The organism is Halorubrum amylolyticum (assembly GCF_004114995.1).
GTDB lineage: Archaea > Halobacteriota > Halobacteria > Halobacteriales > Haloferacaceae > Halorubrum > Halorubrum amylolyticum.
Genome location: NZ_SDJP01000001.1, coordinates 318325 through 335091, shown reverse-complemented (window position 1 = coordinate 335091; position 16767 = coordinate 318325). Strand labels below are relative to the sequence as shown.

General features: G+C 70.3%; 17 protein-coding genes. 12 read left to right on the top strand and 5 right to left on the bottom strand.

Annotated features, from left to right (window positions below):
• Window positions 1-7 precede the first annotated feature (7 nt).
• Both ESO89_RS01590 and ESO89_RS01585 read right to left on the bottom strand, forming a co-directional pair.
• A complete protein-coding gene (locus tag ESO89_RS01590) occupies window positions 8-1030 on the bottom strand; it encodes a hypothetical protein (protein WP_128903928.1) in 1023 nt (340 codons plus the stop codon).
• Window positions 1027-1488 carry a hypothetical protein gene (locus ESO89_RS01585; protein ID WP_128903927.1) on the bottom strand — a complete coding sequence of 154 codons (462 nt, stop codon included), beginning with the start codon at window positions 1486-1488 and terminating at the stop codon, window positions 1027-1029. The genes ESO89_RS01590 and ESO89_RS01585 overlap by 4 nt, the downstream gene beginning before the upstream one ends.
• A 244-nt stretch (window positions 1489-1732) precedes the next feature.
• Between ESO89_RS01585 and ESO89_RS01580 the strand changes: the two genes are divergently transcribed.
• The 4 genes from ESO89_RS01580 to ESO89_RS01565 are packed head-to-tail and all read left to right on the top strand — an operon-like array spanning window position 1733 to window position 6413.
• The gene (locus ESO89_RS01580; RefSeq protein WP_128903926.1) at window positions 1733-3199 is read left to right on the top strand and encodes an extracellular solute-binding protein; all 1467 of its coding nucleotides are present in this window, start codon (window positions 1733-1735) and stop codon (window positions 3197-3199) included.
• A 12-nt stretch (window positions 3200-3211) separates the two neighbouring features.
• Window positions 3212-4219, top strand: a complete 1008-nt coding sequence (locus ESO89_RS01575; protein WP_128903925.1) for a carbohydrate ABC transporter permease — start codon at window positions 3212-3214, stop codon at window positions 4217-4219.
• Between the two features lie 53 nt (window positions 4220-4272).
• Window positions 4273-5283: a carbohydrate ABC transporter permease gene (locus ESO89_RS01570; RefSeq protein WP_128904102.1), complete on the top strand. Its 1011-nt coding sequence runs from the start codon at window positions 4273-4275 to the stop codon at window positions 5281-5283.
• Window positions 5284-5285: 2 nt separating this feature from the next.
• Window positions 5286-6413 carry an ABC transporter ATP-binding protein gene (locus ESO89_RS01565; protein ID WP_164932727.1) on the top strand — a complete coding sequence of 376 codons (1128 nt, stop codon included), beginning with the start codon at window positions 5286-5288 and terminating at the stop codon, window positions 6411-6413.
• Between the two features lie 57 nt (window positions 6414-6470).
• Here ESO89_RS01565 and ESO89_RS01560 read toward each other — a convergent pair whose 3' ends face one another.
• Window positions 6471-7547, bottom strand: coding sequence for a TrmB family transcriptional regulator (locus ESO89_RS01560; RefSeq protein WP_128903924.1), 1077 nt, complete (start codon window positions 7545-7547; stop codon window positions 6471-6473).
• A 230-nt stretch (window positions 7548-7777) separates the two neighbouring features.
• Between ESO89_RS01560 and ESO89_RS01555 the strand changes: the two genes are divergently transcribed.
• Both ESO89_RS01555 and ESO89_RS01550 read left to right on the top strand, forming a co-directional pair.
• Entirely contained in the window at window positions 7778-9163 is a 1386-nt protein-coding gene (locus tag ESO89_RS01555; RefSeq protein ID WP_128903923.1) for a glycoside hydrolase family 68 protein, read from the top strand.
• Window positions 9164-9344: 181 nt separating this feature from the next.
• A complete protein-coding gene (locus tag ESO89_RS01550) occupies window positions 9345-9842 on the top strand; it encodes a zinc ribbon domain-containing protein (protein WP_128903922.1) in 498 nt (165 codons plus the stop codon).
• Here ESO89_RS01550 and ESO89_RS01545 read toward each other — a convergent pair.
• A complete protein-coding gene (locus ESO89_RS01545) occupies window positions 9839-10441 on the bottom strand; it encodes a TetR/AcrR family transcriptional regulator (RefSeq protein ID WP_128903921.1) in 603 nt (200 codons plus the stop codon). The two genes, ESO89_RS01550 and ESO89_RS01545, sit on opposite strands and share 4 nt — an antisense overlap.
• Before the next feature lie 301 nt (window positions 10442-10742).
• Between ESO89_RS01545 and ESO89_RS01540 the strand changes: the two genes are divergently transcribed.
• Window positions 10743-12200 (top strand): MATE family efflux transporter, encoded by a 1458-nt coding sequence (locus ESO89_RS01540; RefSeq protein WP_128903920.1) that lies wholly within the window; start codon window positions 10743-10745, stop codon window positions 12198-12200.
• Window positions 12201-12246: 46 nt separating this feature from the next.
• On the opposite strand, the gene ESO89_RS01535 is transcribed toward ESO89_RS01540, so the two are convergent.
• Complete coding sequence (locus tag ESO89_RS01535) at window positions 12247-14598, bottom strand: glycoside hydrolase family 32 protein (protein WP_128903919.1); 2352 nt, start codon at window positions 14596-14598, stop codon at window positions 12247-12249.
• Between the two features lie 90 nt (window positions 14599-14688).
• Here ESO89_RS01535 and ESO89_RS01530 point away from each other — a divergent pair, with 90 nt between their 5' ends.
• From ESO89_RS01530 to ESO89_RS01510, 5 genes are all read left to right on the top strand, one after another.
• Window positions 14689-15054 (top strand): HesB/IscA family protein, encoded by a 366-nt coding sequence (locus ESO89_RS01530; protein WP_128903918.1) that lies wholly within the window; start codon window positions 14689-14691, stop codon window positions 15052-15054.
• Window positions 15055-15141: 87 nt separating this feature from the next.
• Window positions 15142-15387 (top strand): DUF5816 domain-containing protein, encoded by a 246-nt coding sequence (locus tag ESO89_RS01525; RefSeq protein WP_128903917.1) that lies wholly within the window; start codon window positions 15142-15144, stop codon window positions 15385-15387.
• Between the two features lie 137 nt (window positions 15388-15524).
• Window positions 15525-15863: a DUF7116 family protein gene (locus ESO89_RS01520; protein ID WP_128903916.1), complete on the top strand. Its 339-nt coding sequence runs from the start codon at window positions 15525-15527 to the stop codon at window positions 15861-15863.
• A 75-nt stretch (window positions 15864-15938) separates the two neighbouring features.
• Complete coding sequence (locus tag ESO89_RS01515; protein ID WP_128903915.1) at window positions 15939-16139, top strand: dodecin; 201 nt, start codon at window positions 15939-15941, stop codon at window positions 16137-16139.
• 230 nt (window positions 16140-16369) lie between these two features.
• Window positions 16370-16627: a hypothetical protein gene (locus ESO89_RS01510; RefSeq protein WP_128903914.1), complete on the top strand. Its 258-nt coding sequence runs from the start codon at window positions 16370-16372 to the stop codon at window positions 16625-16627.
• The last annotated feature ends 140 nt before the right edge of the window (window positions 16628-16767 follow it).

Below are 16767 nucleotides of genomic sequence, written 5' to 3'. Positions count from 1 at the left end.
CTGCTTCTCAGGACCGGTCGGCGAAGACGACGGCGTCGCAGTCGGCGCAGGCGTGAACCGCGCGCTCGGGGTCCCCGCTAACGCCCCCCGGCCCGCCACAGCAGTTCCGCAGCGTCGTCTCGCGGACCGGACCGTCGCAGACGGGACAGGTGTCGAGAAACGAGCGGAGCGGTCGCGCCGCCCGCCGGGCGACCCCGTCGCCGACGCCGCGCTCGCGGAGCGTCTCCGCGGCGGCCGTCTCCGCCAGCGCGACCGGCCGGCTCAGCCACGCGTCGCGCCCGCCGGCGAGCAGTATCCGGCCGTCGTGGACCTGTCCCTCGATACCGGGGCCGGCGAGCGCCGCGGCGCGCTCGGCGAGCGCCTCGTCGGGGGCGCGGCGGAGCGCGTCGATCCGGTCGGACAGCGCGGCGCGGAACGACTCGTCGAGGAGGAGCGTCTCGCTGTCGTCGACGAGGACGCCGTCGTCGACGAGCGTCGCCACGAGGGTCTCGGGATCGACCGGGTCGCCGGTTCCGTTGCTCTCGCCTCCCTCGCCGTCCTCGGGGTCCGCGCCCCCGTCGGTCGGCGCGATGCCGGCGTCGTAGCCGGGGTCGGGATCGGCGGCCGGCGAGTCGGCGTCAGTCTCGTCCGTCCCGTCGGTCCCGTCGGTCCCGCCCGTCGCGAGGTCGTCGCCCCGTTCGGCCTCGCCCGCCGCTTCGACCGTGACCGCGCCGTCGGCGAGCGAGTCGGAGTCGAGCCCCGCGCGGTGGTCGGGACCGACCTCGATCGGGAGCGGGTCGACGAGCCGCGGGGCGAACCGCGGCGTTCCGGGGACGACGTAGCCGCGGAGCCAGATCGCCGCGCCGCCGATGACGGCGGCGAGGAGTCCGAGGGACCGGCGGCGGCGGGAGAGCAACCCGGCGACGACCGCGACGCCGAGGGCGTTGAGCAGGGTGCAGGGGAGACAGCGATTCGCGCCGGTGTACTCGGGATCGGAGAGCGCTGCGACCGCGTCGCGGAGCGCGTCGACGGCCGCCTGGTCGTCGCTCATAGCTCCACCCCGGGCGACCGCTGGAGCGGTTCGCCGTGGACGGCGCGGTAGACGCGGGGGAACGCCGCGAGGCCGAGCGGCTGGACCACGCCGCCGAGCAGGGCGACCCACAGCGACCCGGCCGCCGTCGCCGCCGCCGCGACCCCGACGGTCGCGAGCAGGAAGAGTGCGCTGAAGTAGCCGACGCGAAGGGGGACGGTCGCCAGCTCGCCGCGGCGCGGCCACGCGCCGACGTCGAGGACCGCCGCCCGGAACAGTGCGATCGCGACGCTCCCGAACCCGATCGCGAGGAGCCCGGCGATCGGGACCGCGTCGGGGTACCGGCCTTGGAGGACGAGCACCGCGACGAACGCGGGCGACGACAGCAGCGAGAGCTCGGCGCCCCCGAAGAACACGCGTTCGAGCCACTGAAGCACTCCGTCTCGGAGCCGTCCCGCGACCGCGCCGGTGGAACCCATGACTGACACCCACTCGACGCTCGGGGCCCATAGCCGTTCCGCCGGCGTCGAGGGGGAGCCCTCTGCGGTTCGGACGGCGCGGTCGGGGCGGTTCGGACGGCGCGGTCGGGGCGGTTCGGACGGCGCGGTCGGGGCGGTTCGGACGGCGCGGTCGGCCGAATCCCCTCGCCAACGCGTGCGCCCGATCATGCTGAGTGTTAGCATCAATAATTATATATGGGCGTATTTTGTAACAACAGGTGTAATGGTCGACACCGAATCCGATCAGGGGAGCGGACGCGTGGGGGTATCGCGGCGACAGTTCCTGGAGGCGACGGGCGCGGCGGGGGCGGCCGTCGGGCTCGCCGGCTGTTCCGGCGGTGGGGGCGACGGGCCGATCCAGATCACGATGGACAGCGAGTGGGCGGGGATCGCCGACTCGGTCAGCCAAAGCCTCCACGACGCGGGGCTCGGCGAGGATATCGAGATCGAGATCCTGCCGGGCGACTTCGAGTCGGGGGCGCGCCGATCCGAGTTCACGTCGGCGCTGGACGCCGGGCGGGCGACCCCGGACATCTTCATGATGGACTCCGGGTGGACCATCCCGTTCATCGCGCGCGGCCAGCTCGTGAACCTGAGCGAGGAGCTCTCCGCCGAGACGCTCGATTACGTCCAGAGCGACTACCTCGACAGCGCGGTGAGCACCGCGAGCGACCCGGAGAGCGGCGACCTGTTCGGCCTCCCGCTGTTCCCGGACTACCCGGTGATGCACTACCGGAAGGACGTGGTCGAGGACGCCGGCTACGACCCGGACGGCGAGAACTGGGCGACCGAGCCGATGAGCTGGCAGGAGTTCGCCGAGATGGCCGCCGACGTGTGGGAGCAGAACGGCGGTCCCGGCGGCGACTTCGACTACGGGTTCACCACGCAGGCGGACAACTACGTCGGGCTCGCCTGCTGTACGTTCAACGAGATGATGACCTCCTTCGGCGGCGCGTACTTCGGCGATCACGAGAACCTCTTCGGCCCCATCGGCGACCGGCCGATCACGGTCAACGAGGAGCCCGTCCACGACACGATCCGCATGATGCGGTCGTTCATGGAGGGGCCGGACGCGGAGTACGCCCACCCCGACTTCCCGCAGATCTCGACGACGGACCTGCTCTCCTTCACCGAGGAGCCGGCCCGCGAGCCGTTCACGGGCGGGAACGCGATCTTCATGCGCAACTGGCCGTACGCGATCCCGATCAACCTCGACTCCGACAGCTTCGACCCGGCGGACTACGACGTGATGCCGCTCCCGTACGGCGTCGAGGCGGGCGAGGGCGCCTACGAGGGGACCGGCGGCCCCGCCGGGGCGCTCGGCGGCTGGCACCTCACGATCAACCCGAACACCTCGCGGCTCGACGAGTGTGTTCAGGTGTTGGAGGCGTTCGCCAACGAGGCGGTCATGACGAACAACTTCGCCGAGGGCGGGTACCTGCCGCCGGTCCCGTCGGTCACCGAGGAGGCCGATCCCGACGACGTGGGCGCGCTCGGCGACTTCCTCGACACGCTCGCGGTCGCGGGTCAGAACACGGTGCCGCGCCCCGTCACCGTGGCGTGGGCCGACCAGGGGAGTCAGGTCGCCTCCGAGGTCTCGGCCGCGTATCAGGCCGAGAAGTCGCCCGAACAGGCGATGTCCGACCTGCAGAGCTCGCTCGAATCGGTCGAGTCCGATCTGGCCGAGTAACGAGGGCCACGCATGTCAACCGACACGCGAGCGGACGAGGGCGGTTCGCTGCTCGCCCGGCCGCTCGACTGGCTGGAGACGCAGAGCGAGGAGGTGTACGCCTACGTCCTGTTAGCGCCGGCGTTCCTGCTGCTCGCGGTCGTCGCCTTCTACCCCCTTATCGAGACGTTCCGGTTCTCGCTGCTCGCGGACGCCGTCGCCTCGGCCGACCCGTTCGGCGAGTTCGTCGGCCTCGACAACTACGTCGCGCTGTTGACCGGCGACACGAACTTCACCCAGCAGTTCATCTCGGTGTCGCTCACCGACTCGTTCCCGTTCGTGGCGTTCGGCGCGCCGGTCCTCCAGCAGGCGCTGTTCGTCACGCTGGCGTTCGCGGTCTTGAGCGTCCTGTTCGAGACGCTGATCGGGTTCGGGCAGGCCCTCGTGCTCGACCAGGACTTCTACGGCCGTCGGTGGGTCCGGGTGTCGATCATCATCCCGTGGGCCATCCCCATCGTCATTCAGGGGATGATCTTCTTCCTCCTGTTCAACCCCACCATCGGCTTCGGGACCGAGTTTATGCAGTGGCTCGGCGTGTTCGGCGACAACCCGCTGTCGAGCAGCACGGACTCGTTTATGATCGTGTTGGTCGCCGACATCTGGAAGACGACCGCGTTCATGGCGCTCCTTATTCTGGCGGGGCTCCAGAGCATCGACCGCGGGCTCTACGACGTGGCGAAGGTGTCGGGCGCCTCGCCGTGGCAGCGGTTCCGGTACATCACCCTGCCGCTCGTGGCTCCGGCGCTGCTCGTCGCGATGCTGTTCCGGACGATGGACGCGATGCGCATCTACGGGCTGGTCGACGCCACGGCGGGCTGTGAGACCGTGCCGTCGCTGACCTGTCTCGTGATCATCGCGCTACAGGAGAGCCGGCGCTGGGCGACCGCCTCCTCGGTGGCGTTCCTGACCGCGGTCGTCATCAGCGGGTTCGTCGTCGCGTACCTGCTCGCGCTGCGCAACAGCGACGGGGGTGTGGCATGAGCGCCGACCCCGCGGGCGGCGAGTCGGTCGACGAGGCCGATCCGACCGTCGAGATGGCCGAGCAGGCCGGCGTCGACGAGCCGGACCTCGATCGCGGCATCGTCGAGGCGTGGGCCGCGAGGATGATCTCCAACCCGGACCGCGCGTACCGGGCGACCTTCTACGTCGCGACGATCTTCTTCCTCGTCACGACGCTGTTCCCGTTCTACTGGCTGTTCGTCATCGCGGTGACGCCGCGGAACGCGCTCAGCACCACCGGGGTGTTGACGCCCGGCGGGACGCCCCGCGCCGACGTCGAACTCCCGCTGATCGACGCGGCGCTCTCGGTGCCGGTCGGGATCGGCGAGATCAACCCGGCGGCGTTCGTCGAGATCTTCCAGACGCTTCCGTTCCACCGGTACGTGTTCAACAGCTTCCTGATCGCGACGGTCGCGACCGTCGCGGTGCTGCTCGTCGGGAGCCTCGCCGGCTACGTGTTCGGGAGGCTCCGGTTCCGGGGGCGAAACGCGATGCTCCTGCTGGTGCTCGTCACGTCCTTCTTCCCGCCGGCGGCGTTCTTCATCCCGCTGAACCGGCTGTTCAACACCAACGTCGAGGCGTTGCGGCCGCTGATCTCCGCCGGGTCGCTGTACAACACCCCGTACGCGATCTTCATCCCGCTGTCGGCGATCTTCCTGCCGCTGTCGATATTCATCCTGATGACGTTCTACTCGCAGATCCCCGACGGGCTGGAGGACGCGGCCCGCGTGGAGGGGACGACCCGGCTCGGCGCGCTGTTCCGGGTCATCGTCCCGCTGTCGGCGCCGGGCGTCGCGACCGCCGGCGTGTTGACGTTCATCTCGGTGTACAACGAGTACTTCTTCAGCTCGCTGATGACCGACGGGCAGCCGGACAACTGGGCCCCGATGCTCGAAGGGATACTGCGGTTCCAGGGCGAGTTCGAGGTGCTGTACAACCTCATGGCCGCCGCCAGCATCGTCGCGGTGCTGCCGGTTGCCATCCTCGTCGTCGTCGCACAGGAGAAGATCGTGAGCGGGCTCACCACGGGGGCGGTCAAGGAGTAACCATGGCATCAGTCACACTAGAGGGAATCACGAAACGGTACGAGGACGTAACGGCAGTCGACGACATGACTCTGGAGATCGAGGACGGCGAGTTCGTCACCTTCGTCGGTCCCTCCGGGTGCGGGAAGTCGACCACGATGGAGACGATCGCCGGGCTCACGCTGCCCACCGGGGGCACCATCGAGATCGGTGGGCGCGACGTGACGAACCTCCCGCCGAAGGACCGGGGGATCTCCATGGTGTTCCAGAACATCGCGCTGTTCCCGCACATGGACGTGTACGACAACGTCTCCTTCGGGCTCCGGCTCCGGAAGTACGAGCAGGAGGAGGTGGACCGGCGCGTCGAGGAGGCGGCCGACATCGTCCAGTTAGAGGGGATGATGGACCGGATGCCGAGCGAGATGTCCGGCGGACAGCGCCAGCGTGTCGCGATCGCCCGCGCCATCGTCCGGAACCCGGACGCGTTCCTGATGGACGAGCCGCTGGCGAACCTCGACGCGGAGCTGCGGGTCCACATGCGCACCCAGCTCCAGCGGCTCCACCGCGAGCTCGACACGACGATCATCTACGTCACGCACGACCAGGCGCAGGCGATGACGATGTCGGACCGGATCGCGGTGATAAACAGCGGCGTGCTCCAGCAGGTGGCGCCGCCCCTGGAGTGTTACAACGAGCCCGCGAACCTGTTCGTCGCCGGCTTCATCGGGTCGCCCGCGATGAACTTCGTCGAGGGGGAAGTCGTCGACGGCGGCTTCGAGTCCCAGTACACCCAGATCGACTCCGATCCCGAGGCCCACGGAGTCACGCCGGGACAGGACATCACGGTCGGGGTCCGCCCGGAGGACGTTCACTTGGAGCGGAACGCGGCCGAGGCGGACGCGCCGACGAAGGCGTTCGACGCCGTCGTCGACGTGATCGAACCGATGGGCAAGGAGGTGAACGCCTACCTGCTGTTCGACCGCGACGTGGAGGCGAGCGCCGAGGGGCGCGGCGAGGGCCAACTCCTCATCAACCTCGACCCCGACACGGAGATCGCCGAGGGCGACGACGTCCGGATCGTGATGGACCGCGAGAAGACGCACCTGTTCGATCGGGCGAGCGGCGACGCGATCACGCACTCGCTGGAGTAGCGGGTTCGCCGGAGCGGCGCGCGACCCGGGTTTTTTCGGAGGAGATCGACGCCGCGCTCACTCCACGTCGACGACCGTGACCCGATGGGCCTCGACGGCCTCGACCATCGCGCCCCAGCCGCCGACCTCGACGGGGCCGTCGTCGGTCTCGACCACGAGCGCGACCCGGCCGCCGTAGCTCGCGACGGTCTCGGCGGCCACGTCGTCGTCGCCGGTGACGATGACCTCGGAGAGTTGTCCCTCCACGACGCGGTCGGCGCCGGTGTCGGTGTCGGTCCCCTCGATCCGGACCCGCACGGTGTCGCCGTTCCGGAGGAGCGGGGCCACGTCGCGGACGCAGTACCGGATGTCGATGTAGTCGATCGGCGGTTCGTCGTCGATGGACGTGTAGATCGGCTCCCATGTGTCCCACTGGGTCGTGAGGAAGTACCAGTGGAACACGTACGTGTGGGTGCGGTCGTCGACGAGCACGCCGTACTCGTTGGTGGAGCCCGCGTGGGGCGCGAAGCAGGTCCGCGTCCGGTCGACGATCACCACGAACGGGGAGGGGAGCCGCCGGTGGCGCGCCTCGGAGCAGACGTCGGCGAGGTCCTCGGGGTCGGGCAGCGCCTCGGTGTCGCCGTCCGGAGTGTGGACGGAGAGGTTGACGCGGACGCCCTTTTCGGTCGCGGCCCGCAAGGCCGGGCGGAGCCGCTCGAAGTGCTCGGCGCCGACGGAGACGTTCACCTGCGTGTCGGCGTCGCGGATGAACTCGTCGGCGTTCTTGATCACCGTCTCGAAGCGAGTGACGATGCTGACGGTGGACTGCTCGACGGAGGGCTCGTTCCAGCGGCGCTCGATCTCCTCGGTCGCCTCGGTGAACCGGTTCGCCCGCGTCCGGAGGTCGTCGGTGATCTCGTCGAGGCTGTTGGCGCGGGCGTACAGCGACTCCTGCTCGTAGGTCTCGATGTAGCCGGCGCTCTCCAAGTCGCGCAACACGTCGTAGATCCGAGGGTCGGGAACCCCGCTGGCGTCAGCGATCCGGGTGACCGGCGCGGAGCCGAGTTCGAGGACGGTCACGTAGGCGTCCGCCTGATACGGCGAGAGCCCCGCGTCCTCCAGCGTCTCGGTGAGTTCTGCGCGGTCCACCTTCATCCCCCGCGTGCGATCCCGCGGCAGTCCGTGCGATCGCGGCGGTCGCGGCGGTCCGTCGCGGTTCGACTGACAGCGCCGCGCTTCGATCGCTCTCGTTCGGTGCGTGTTCCTGCCATGTTCTCAACTACCACGGCCGTGATAAAACGTTTTATTTCCGTGACGGGGGTGGCCGCCGACGGATCGCCGTTCCGACTGAAAAGGCTTTATTCGGTCGCTGGCGGAGGTGGCGTATGCACGAGACGCCGAAGAGCGACGGCGGTCGCCCGCGGTCGCGGTGGACCAGAGCGCAGGCGGCGTCGATCGAGCGCCGCCGCGGGAACGTCGCGCCGGCGGCTGGCGCCCCCGAGATCGACCCCTTTCCGGAGCTTCACGTCTGGGACACGTGGCTGCTCCGCGACCGCCACGGCGGGATCGCCGACGTGGACGGGTACCGACTCGCGTTCTCGCTGACGGCGCCGGCCGACTTCCTTCCCGGCACGCGCCACGACGTGGCCGAGATCCGGTGTTTCTACTCGCCGGACGGGACGGAGTGGCGCGACGCCGGCCCGGTCTTCGACGGCGGCGCGCTCGGCCAGCGACAGTGGGCCGGCTCGGCGCTGTACGACGACGGCGAGGTCTACCTCTACTACACCGCCGCCGGCGACGAGACCGCGGCGGAGATGACGTACGCCCAGCGGATCGCGGTCGCGCACGGCGGAACGGTGCGCGCCGACGAGGACGGGATCGAGCTCTCCGGTCCGTGGAGCCACGAGACGCTGCTGACGCCGGACGGCAAGTGGTACGAGACGGAGGCGCAGTCGCGCGGGATGACCTACACGTTCCGGGACCCGTGGTTCTTCGAGGACCCGGCGACCGGCGAGACCCACCTCCTCTTCGAGGCGAACGCGCCCGCGCCGGAGCGCGAGGGCGACGACCCGGAGACGACGCACCGGCGGGAGTTCAACGGCTGTATCGGGGTCGCCGCCTCGGAGTCGGGCGACCCGCTCTCGTGGGAACTCCGCCCGCCCCTACTGGACGCGACCGAGGTCAATCAGGAGCTGGAGCGTCCGCACGTCGTCGTCGCCGACGGGCGCTACTACCTGTTCGTCTGCAGCCACGTCCACACGTTCGCGCCGGGCGTGACCGGTCCGGACGGGCTCTACGGGTTCGTCGCCGACGCCTTCGAGGGCGAGTACCACCCCCTGAACGGCTCCGGACTGGTCGCCACGAACCCGCCGGAGGCGCCGTTTCAGGCGTACTCGTGGATGGCGTTCGCCCACGAGGAGGAGGCGCTCGTCCAGAGCTTCCTCAACTACCACGACTTCGCGGGCGACTCGCTGGACGCGATCGCCGACCTCCCCGAGACCGAGCAGCGGGGGCGGTTCGGCGGGACGCTCGCGCCGACGCTCAGGCTCGCGCTCGACGGCGACCGAACCCGGCTGCGCGGGACGCTCGACGCGTGGCGAATCCCGACCCTCGACGAGCCGCTGCCGCCGGTCGACGGCTCGGAACTCCCCGACGGCGACGCGCTCGGCGGGCCGATCCGGGAGGGCGGGAGCGTCGGGGGGTACGCCGCGGGACCGAGCGGGGCGGTCGACGGCGGGAGGGCCGGCCCGGCCGACGGGGGAGGCGAGTAGCCCGGCGGGGACGGCGAGTAGCCCGGCGGGGACGGCCTCGGAGGGAACGGCGGTTCCCACGGCGCGATCTGAACGTCGGAGAAACGCCGGAGAGCACGCCCGAACGCTCGCGGGTGTGAGAACTGCCCGAACACCGAGCCTCGGTAGAAGGCTTATGGCTGACCGTCCGATAGGTTCGGGCATGGAGCGAACGACCTCGCAGAAGCGGCCGTGGCTCGCCGCCCTGCTCGGAGCGCTCGCGACCGGGTTCGGCCACCTCTATCTCCGACGGTGGCGCCGCGCAGTCGGGTGGTTCGCGGTGCTGTTCGCGGTGAGCTACCTCTTCGTCGATCCGGCGGCGATCGACGCGCTCGCGGCCGGCGAGCCGGTCGACCCGCTGAGCGTCGCCCCGACCCTGCTCGTGGGGGGCGCCAGCGTCGTCGACGCGTACGTCCTCGCCCGCGCGCAGAACGCGCTCGCGCGGACGACGGGAACGGCCGAGGCGGGGGCGAGGGAGGCGACCGAGGAGACGAAGCACGCAACCGGAGAGACGACCGACAGCTGTCCGAACTGCGGGAAGGAGGTCGATCCGGAGCTCGACTTCTGCCACTGGTGTACGGCCGATCTGCCGGGCGGCGCGGAGGCCGACTTCGGAGGCGACGGGATCGAGGACGCCGACATCGAGGGGTCCGAGCGCTAAGCGTCGGTGTCGCGGAGCGTCGCGTCGACGTACTCCTCCGCGGTCGCCCGCGCGCGCTCGTACTCGCCCACGTCGTCGAACACCACCGACCTGGTGCGGGCGCCGTCGACGATCGTCATCAGCGACCGCGTGACGCGGTCGGCGTCGACGTCCGCGAAGGCGCCCTCGTCGATCCCGTGGTTGATGACCGCCTTGACCAGGTAGCGGACGTACTCGTCGTTCTGCCGGAAGCGCTCGGCGAACGCCTCGTTGTAGGGGGCCTGACTCCGCATCTCCAGCAGCGCGACGGACAGGTCCGGGTTCTCCTGCGGCGCGACGAGGAGCCTGTCGAGCAGGTGCGTCAGGCGCTGTTCGGGGTCGGTCGTCTCGACCTCGCGGATGGCGGCGACGAACCGGTTCAGGATGTAGTCGAGGAACGCCGCCAACAGCTCCTCTTTCGTGTCGTAGTGGTAGTGCACCGCGGCGGTCGACTTGCCGTACTCCGCCGCGATCCGCTTGACCGTGAGGTCGGCGTACCCGTACTCGCGGAGCGCGCGGTAGGTCGCCCGCATGATCTCCTCGTCCGCCTCCGAGAAGGTCCGCCCCGATGGTTCGGCCATGTCACCACGGTTCCGGCCGCGGGCGAATAACGATTGCGGCCGAACCCGACGAACCCCGTCGAGAACTTATCGAAAGGTCATCAGCGAATACCGAAGAAACCGCAGAGAGCTTGACGTATCAGAACCGCTCCGTCTTCAGAACGTTTTTGACTGACTGGTCAGTAAGTACGGTATTGACCACGATGGACCATAGCGCCACGGTGATCTCGACGGCAGCGTTCCGTACCGATCGCGAGGTGAGGGGCGCGGGGGGCCGCGGAGAGCCGGCCGACCCGCGGAGCCGCGCGGAGGCGTCCCGCTGATGGGGCTCCTCGACCGCGTCGACGCCCTGTTCAAGGGGCCCGAGGAGTTCGATCTCACGTCGGGAGGGATCGCGAAGCCGCTCTTTTTCCTCTCGATGCCGATCGTCGTCACGAACCTCTTTCAGACGGCGTACAACCTCGCGGACACGTTCTGGCTGGGGCAGTACAGCACGGACGCGTTGGCGGCGATCAGCTTCGCGTTCCCGCTGGTGTTCCTGCTCATCTCGCTCGGGATGGGGATCTCCGTCGCGGGCAGTGTGCTCGTCGCCCAGTACACCGGCGCGGACGAGGCACGCGAGGCCGAGTACGCCGCCTCGCAGACGGTGACGTTCGCGGTGCTCGCCTCGGCGCTCCTCGGCGGCGTCGGCTACTTCTTCGTCGGGTGGTTCCTCGACCTGATGGGCGCGTCGGCGGACGTGTTACCCCTCGCGTCGAGCTACATGGAGGTCATCTCGCTGGGGCTCGTCGCCATGTTCGGCTTCGCGGTGTTCATCGCGCTCATGCGGGGGTACGGCGACACGATCACCCCCATGCTCGTGATGTTCGGCTCCGTCGTGCTCAACATCGCGCTCGACCCGTTCCTCATCTTCGGGTGGGGGCCGTTCCCCCCGCTCGGGATCGAGGGCGCGGCGATCGCGACCGTCTTCTCCCGGGCGCTGGCGCTGGTCGTGGGGCTGGCGATCATGTTCCGCGGGGTGCGTGGAGTCCAGATCAATCTCCGGGACATGGCGCCCGACGCGAACTACCTGCGCCGGCTCCTCCGCATCGGCCTGCCGGCCTCGATCGAGGGGACCGGCCGGGCGATCTCGATGAACCTCCTGCTGTTCATCGTCGCGCTGTTCCCCGACCCGGTCGTCGCCGCCTACGGGATCGGCACGCGGGTGTTCTCCGTGATCTTCTTGCCGGCGATCGCGGTCGCCCGCGGCGTCGAGACGATGACCGGCCAGAACATCGGGTCGGGCAAGCCCGACCGGGCCGAGCGGGCCGCGAACCTGGCGGCCAAGACGCTGTTCGCGGTCCTCTCGGTCGCCGGGGTCGTCGTCTTCCTCGTCCCCGAGCCGATCGTCTCCGTGTTCGTCGGCGCCGATCAGGCCGACGCCGCCCGCGTGGTCGCGGTCGGCTCGCAGTTCCTCCGGATCGTCGCGCTGACGTTCGGCTTCATCGGCATCATGCGCGCGTACACCGGGAGCTTCCGCGGCGCCGGCAAGACGCTCACCGCCGCGGCCATCTCCGTGCTGATGCTCGGGATCGTCCGGTTCCCGATCGCGTGGGTCGCCGCCGGCCGGATCGGCGAGACCGGCATCTGGCTGTCGTTCGCGATATCGAACGTGGTGGGCGCGGTCATCGCGTACGCGTGGTACCGCCGGGGGACGTGGCGCCGCGGCGACCTCACCGACCGGGGCGTCGCGGGCGACGTCGACGAGCCGGTAGCGACCGCGGAGTCGACGGACGACTGAGCGCCGGATCGCCGTTCTGCCGACTGCCGGTCGCCGCCTCGGCCGCTTACTCCCCGCCTGTCGGCATCGCCTCGCCGAGTTCCCACGCCGACAGCGACGCGATCGCCGCGCGGCCGCCCTCGGCGCGCGCAGAGACGCCGACCGCGTCGTCGCGGGTCGGGTACACCCGGCTCGTGAGACAGTGGCGCCCGTTGGCGTAGATCTCGATCACGGACCGGTCGAGGAACACGCGCAGCGAAAGCGGCTCGTCGTAGGGGGTGACGGCCATCGACTGCGCGTCGGCGAACGCGCGCGCGTCCCGGCTCGACGGGGCGCGGTCGACCGACAGCGTCCCGTCACGCGCGTAGCGGATCGGGGTGTGTTCGGCGCGGTCAGGCGTCTCGAACACGGAGAGTTCGACCGCCTCGGCGTCGTCGAGGGCGATCTCCGCCTCGATCTCGATCGCCGCGCCCGAGACGTCGAGCCGGCGCCGGTCGTCGGGCGCGAGGGCGACCGTTTCGTCGTCGGCGAGCCGCCCCGTCCGGAGGTCGGTCACCTCGTCCGCGGGGCGCTGGTGGAGGTCGCCGTCGGGGCCGGTCTCGATCACGCGGGGGAGCGAGAGCGCGCCGGACCAGCCGGCGTCCCACTGCGCGTCCACGTCGCGGGCCTCGGGGAGCCAGCCCCAGGTGAGCGAGCGATCGGGGCGGTCGGGGTGGCCGGCGTCGTCGCTGCCGTCGTCACCCCCGCCCGCGTCCGCGAGCGACTGCGGCGCGTAGAAGTCGCCGTGGTCGAGCAGCCCCTCCGACTCGACCGCGAACTCCCCGTCCTCGACGCTCCCGAGGAAGTAGACGACGTTCTCATAGTCGGAGACGTGAAGGAGCCGGCGGTCGCCTAGATCGAGCAGTTCGGGACACTCCCACACGGCGCCGGCGTCGGGCCCGCCGGCGAGCAGGGGGCCCTCGTAGGTCCACTCGGTGAGCGTCTCGGCGGTGTACAGCAGGGCCGCGCCGCCGCCGCCGTCGGCGAGCCCGGTCCCGACGAGGTGGTGCCAGCGCCCGTCCTCGCGCCAGACGTTGTGGTCGCGGAACTCGGCGCGCCAGTGCTCCGTTTCGAGCACGTCGAGGTCGGCCGGCGGCGACTCGATGACGGGGTTCCCCTCGTACTTCTCCCACGACCGGAGCCCGGGGTCGTCCGTCGTCGCGAGACAGGGGAGCTGGTCGCGACCGTTGCCGCCGGTGTACAGCAGCGTCGGGGTGCCGTCGTCGTCGACGGCGCAGCCCGACCAGCAGCCGTCCCGGTCGGGACCGTCGGGGGAGGGCGAGAGCGCGACCGGCTCGTCGCGCCACGTCACGAGGTCGTCGCTGACGGCGTGGCCCCAGTGGATCGTGTTGTGGAACGGGCCGGCGGGGTTGTACTGGTAGAAGACGTGGTACCGCCCGCCCCACCGGAACAGCCCGTTCGGGTCGTTCAGCCAGTTCGCGGGCGGCGTGAGGTGGTACTTCGGTCGGCCGCCGGGGCCGTCCTCGCCGGCGGCGTCGACTCGGTCGCGGAGCCGGCGCATATCGTCGGCCTCGGTCGGGCGGGCGGGCGTGCCGTCGTCGACCGCGAGGCTCCGGAGGCAGCCGGCGACGAGGCGATCGCGCGTCTCCGCGAGGCCCGCGGCGTCCGGGGCATGTCCCTCGCGACCCTCGCCGGCCGGCGGCTCGGCGAACAGGACCGGCGCGCCGAGTCCGAGGACCGCGCCGCGCTCGCCGGAGCCTCCCGAACCGCCGACCCGCCACGAGACCGCCGTCACCTCGTCCGGGACCGCGGCGTCGCCGCGGACCGTCGAGGCGAGGGGTTCGCCGCGCTCGGGGAGCACGCGCTCGTACCGGACCGCCGGGACCGTGCCGCGCTCTCGGACGTGGTGTCGGAGCCCCTCCAGCGACGCGGTCGCCGGGTGGTCGGCGTACAGCGACCGCCACAACACGCCGGTCGGCTCCGCGAGCGACTCCTCGCCGACCCGGTCGGGCGGGACCGACTCGGCGGAGAGGCGGTCGATCGAGGCCATCGCGCGGAGCGTCAAGAGGAGGCCGCCGCCGTCGGCGAGGTACCGGTCGATCGCGTTCGCAGCGTCGGCGAGGGGATCGCTCTCGGTGAGCGGGGCGGCGCGGTGCCACCAGAGCGCGTCGAATCGGCGGAGCGGGTCGGCACCGGGTCCACGGTCGCCGACGCCCGGGCCGGGGTACGACCCGGTTGACTCTCCCGTGGCGAGCGGTTCCGAGGTCGGCGCGGGAGCAGCCCCCGTAGCGAGATCGTCGAACGCGACCGTCTCGACCGCGATCCCGTCGCGCGCGGCCAGCCAGTCGGCCGCGGCGCGCTGCTCCTCGGAGCGGTCCCCGTCGGTGAGAACCCCGACGCGGGACGGCGACGCCGTCATACTCTCGTTCACTCGCCACCGAGTCAAAACCGTGTCGCCCGGGGCGCCGGCGCCGGCAGGGTTTTTATCGTTCGGACGGAACGTGTTCGCATGAGCACCGAAACGGTCGACGCGGGAAGCGACCCGGCGATCGAGGTGACCGCAGACGCCGCGGAGGAGGCGCTCTCGCTCCTCGAGGGCGAGGGCCTCGACACGGAGGAGGCCGGGCTTCGCCTGTTCGTCCAGCAGGGCGGCTGCGCGGGCCTCTCGTACGGGATGCGGTTCGACACCGAGCCGGAAGACGACGACCTCGTCGTCGAACACCACGGGCTGCGCGTGTTCGTCGACCCGGCGAGCCGCAACTACATCGGCGGGAGCAAGCTCGACTACGAGCACGGCCTGCAGGCGGCGGGCTTCGAGGTCGAGAACCCGAACGTCGTCTCCGAGTGCGGCTGCGGCGAGTCGTTCCGGACGTAGTCGGGCCGGTTGCGGTCCGGGACAGATCGTCGGCGATCCCCGCAGCCGAGTAATCCTTTTAAACGCTTCCGACCGGTACGGACGGGCATGAGTCTCGACGCGTCGACGACGGCCGACGGCGAGCGGGTGTACACCGACCGGACGCAGGTCGAGCGGGGCGCCGAAGGTCCCTTCTACGTCGTGTTCGCCGACGCCGGCGGGTCCTCGCGGTGGGGGTATCGATGTGGGAACTGCGAGTCGTTCGACACCGCGATGGACACGATGGGACGGATACAGTGCACGGAGTGCGGCAACCTCCGGAAGCCCGACGAGTGGGACGCCGCCCACGAGTGAGTAGGGGCGAACCGGCCGGAGCGGGGCCGCCGCGTTACGACCCCGAGAAACGGAGGTTCGCCCCGCGAGCGACCGGGATCGCGTGCGATCGAAATCGTGAGAAGGTTTATCACGAAAGCCGGCCAACGTCGAGGTAGATGGCCACTGCGAGCATCCCACCGACGACGGAGGCCAGAGACGTTTTTCGCGAACTCGGGTACACCGTCTCCGAGGGCGGACAGGAGTTTGTCGCGGAGCGAAAATGGCGGCGCGTGCTCGTGACCGTACTCTGTATGGACGACGACGATCTGGACCCGTATCTGGCGGACGGCGGCGAGACATCGCGCCTCCGGTGTTTCGTCACGTGGCGCGACCGGGCGGAGGACCTGCGAGATCGGCTCGTCTCCACGAAGCCCCCGTACGACTGGGCGGTGATCGGCATCGACGCCGACGGCGAGGACTTCGCGGTGATGGAAGGCGCGCCCGGCAGTCCCTGACTGCGACGGCAGACTCACGCGCCGCCGCAGAGTTCCACCTGTTTTATATGAACGTGCGTACAACTAGCACGCGACATGGTGTTTAAAAAGATCACGCTGATCGGGACGAGCGAGGAGAGCTTCGACGCCGCCGCGGACGACGCGCTCGACCGCGCCGAGGACACGCTGGAGAACGTCTACTGGGCGGAAGTGGAGGAGTTCGGCGTCGAACTGGAGGGCGCGGCCGACCGACAGTATCAGGCGGAGGTCGAGGTCGCGTTCGAGCTGGAGGGCTGAGATCGGCGCTTTCCGGACCTCCGGGCGACACCGATCGAGTGAGTCCGGTCGGCGGGTACCGTCGCACGCCAACGGACGAGCCGCCGGCACTCCACCGAGTCGCCGGCACTCCACCGAGTCGCGATCGCTTCGACGAATCGCGGCCGTCTCGGTACCGGTCCATAGCGCTCTGTTGCCGTACGACGGGCTCATAGTTCGTTTTATTCACGCACCGCGCGTGTTCCGACGCAATGGGAGCGACTGACGGCGTTCGGCAGCGGTGTCGAGTCGCGGCGGAACCGAACCGCAATGGGGCCGTGACGCTGTACGGTTCCGACGGACGGACGTACCAAGTTATCGACGCGGACGAAGGCGCTCGCGAGCGGGTGGGGGATCTGAGTTACGGGGACACCGTCAGGGTCGTCCTGAAACCGGTCCGCTGCCGGGGCGACGGCTGGCGGATCGCACGGGTGGAGGAGGTTACCCCGCGCGGGCACCCGTTCCGGTGACCGGTCCTGGCACAGAGAGGCGCTCCGTCGCGAGGGCGACTCGCCGGGAGGTCCCCCGCGTCCCGCAGGTTGTCGAGTGTCGGCCGGCGTGACGAGACGCCGCAGCCCCTCAGTGGTGAGTCATCACCGATGCGCCCACC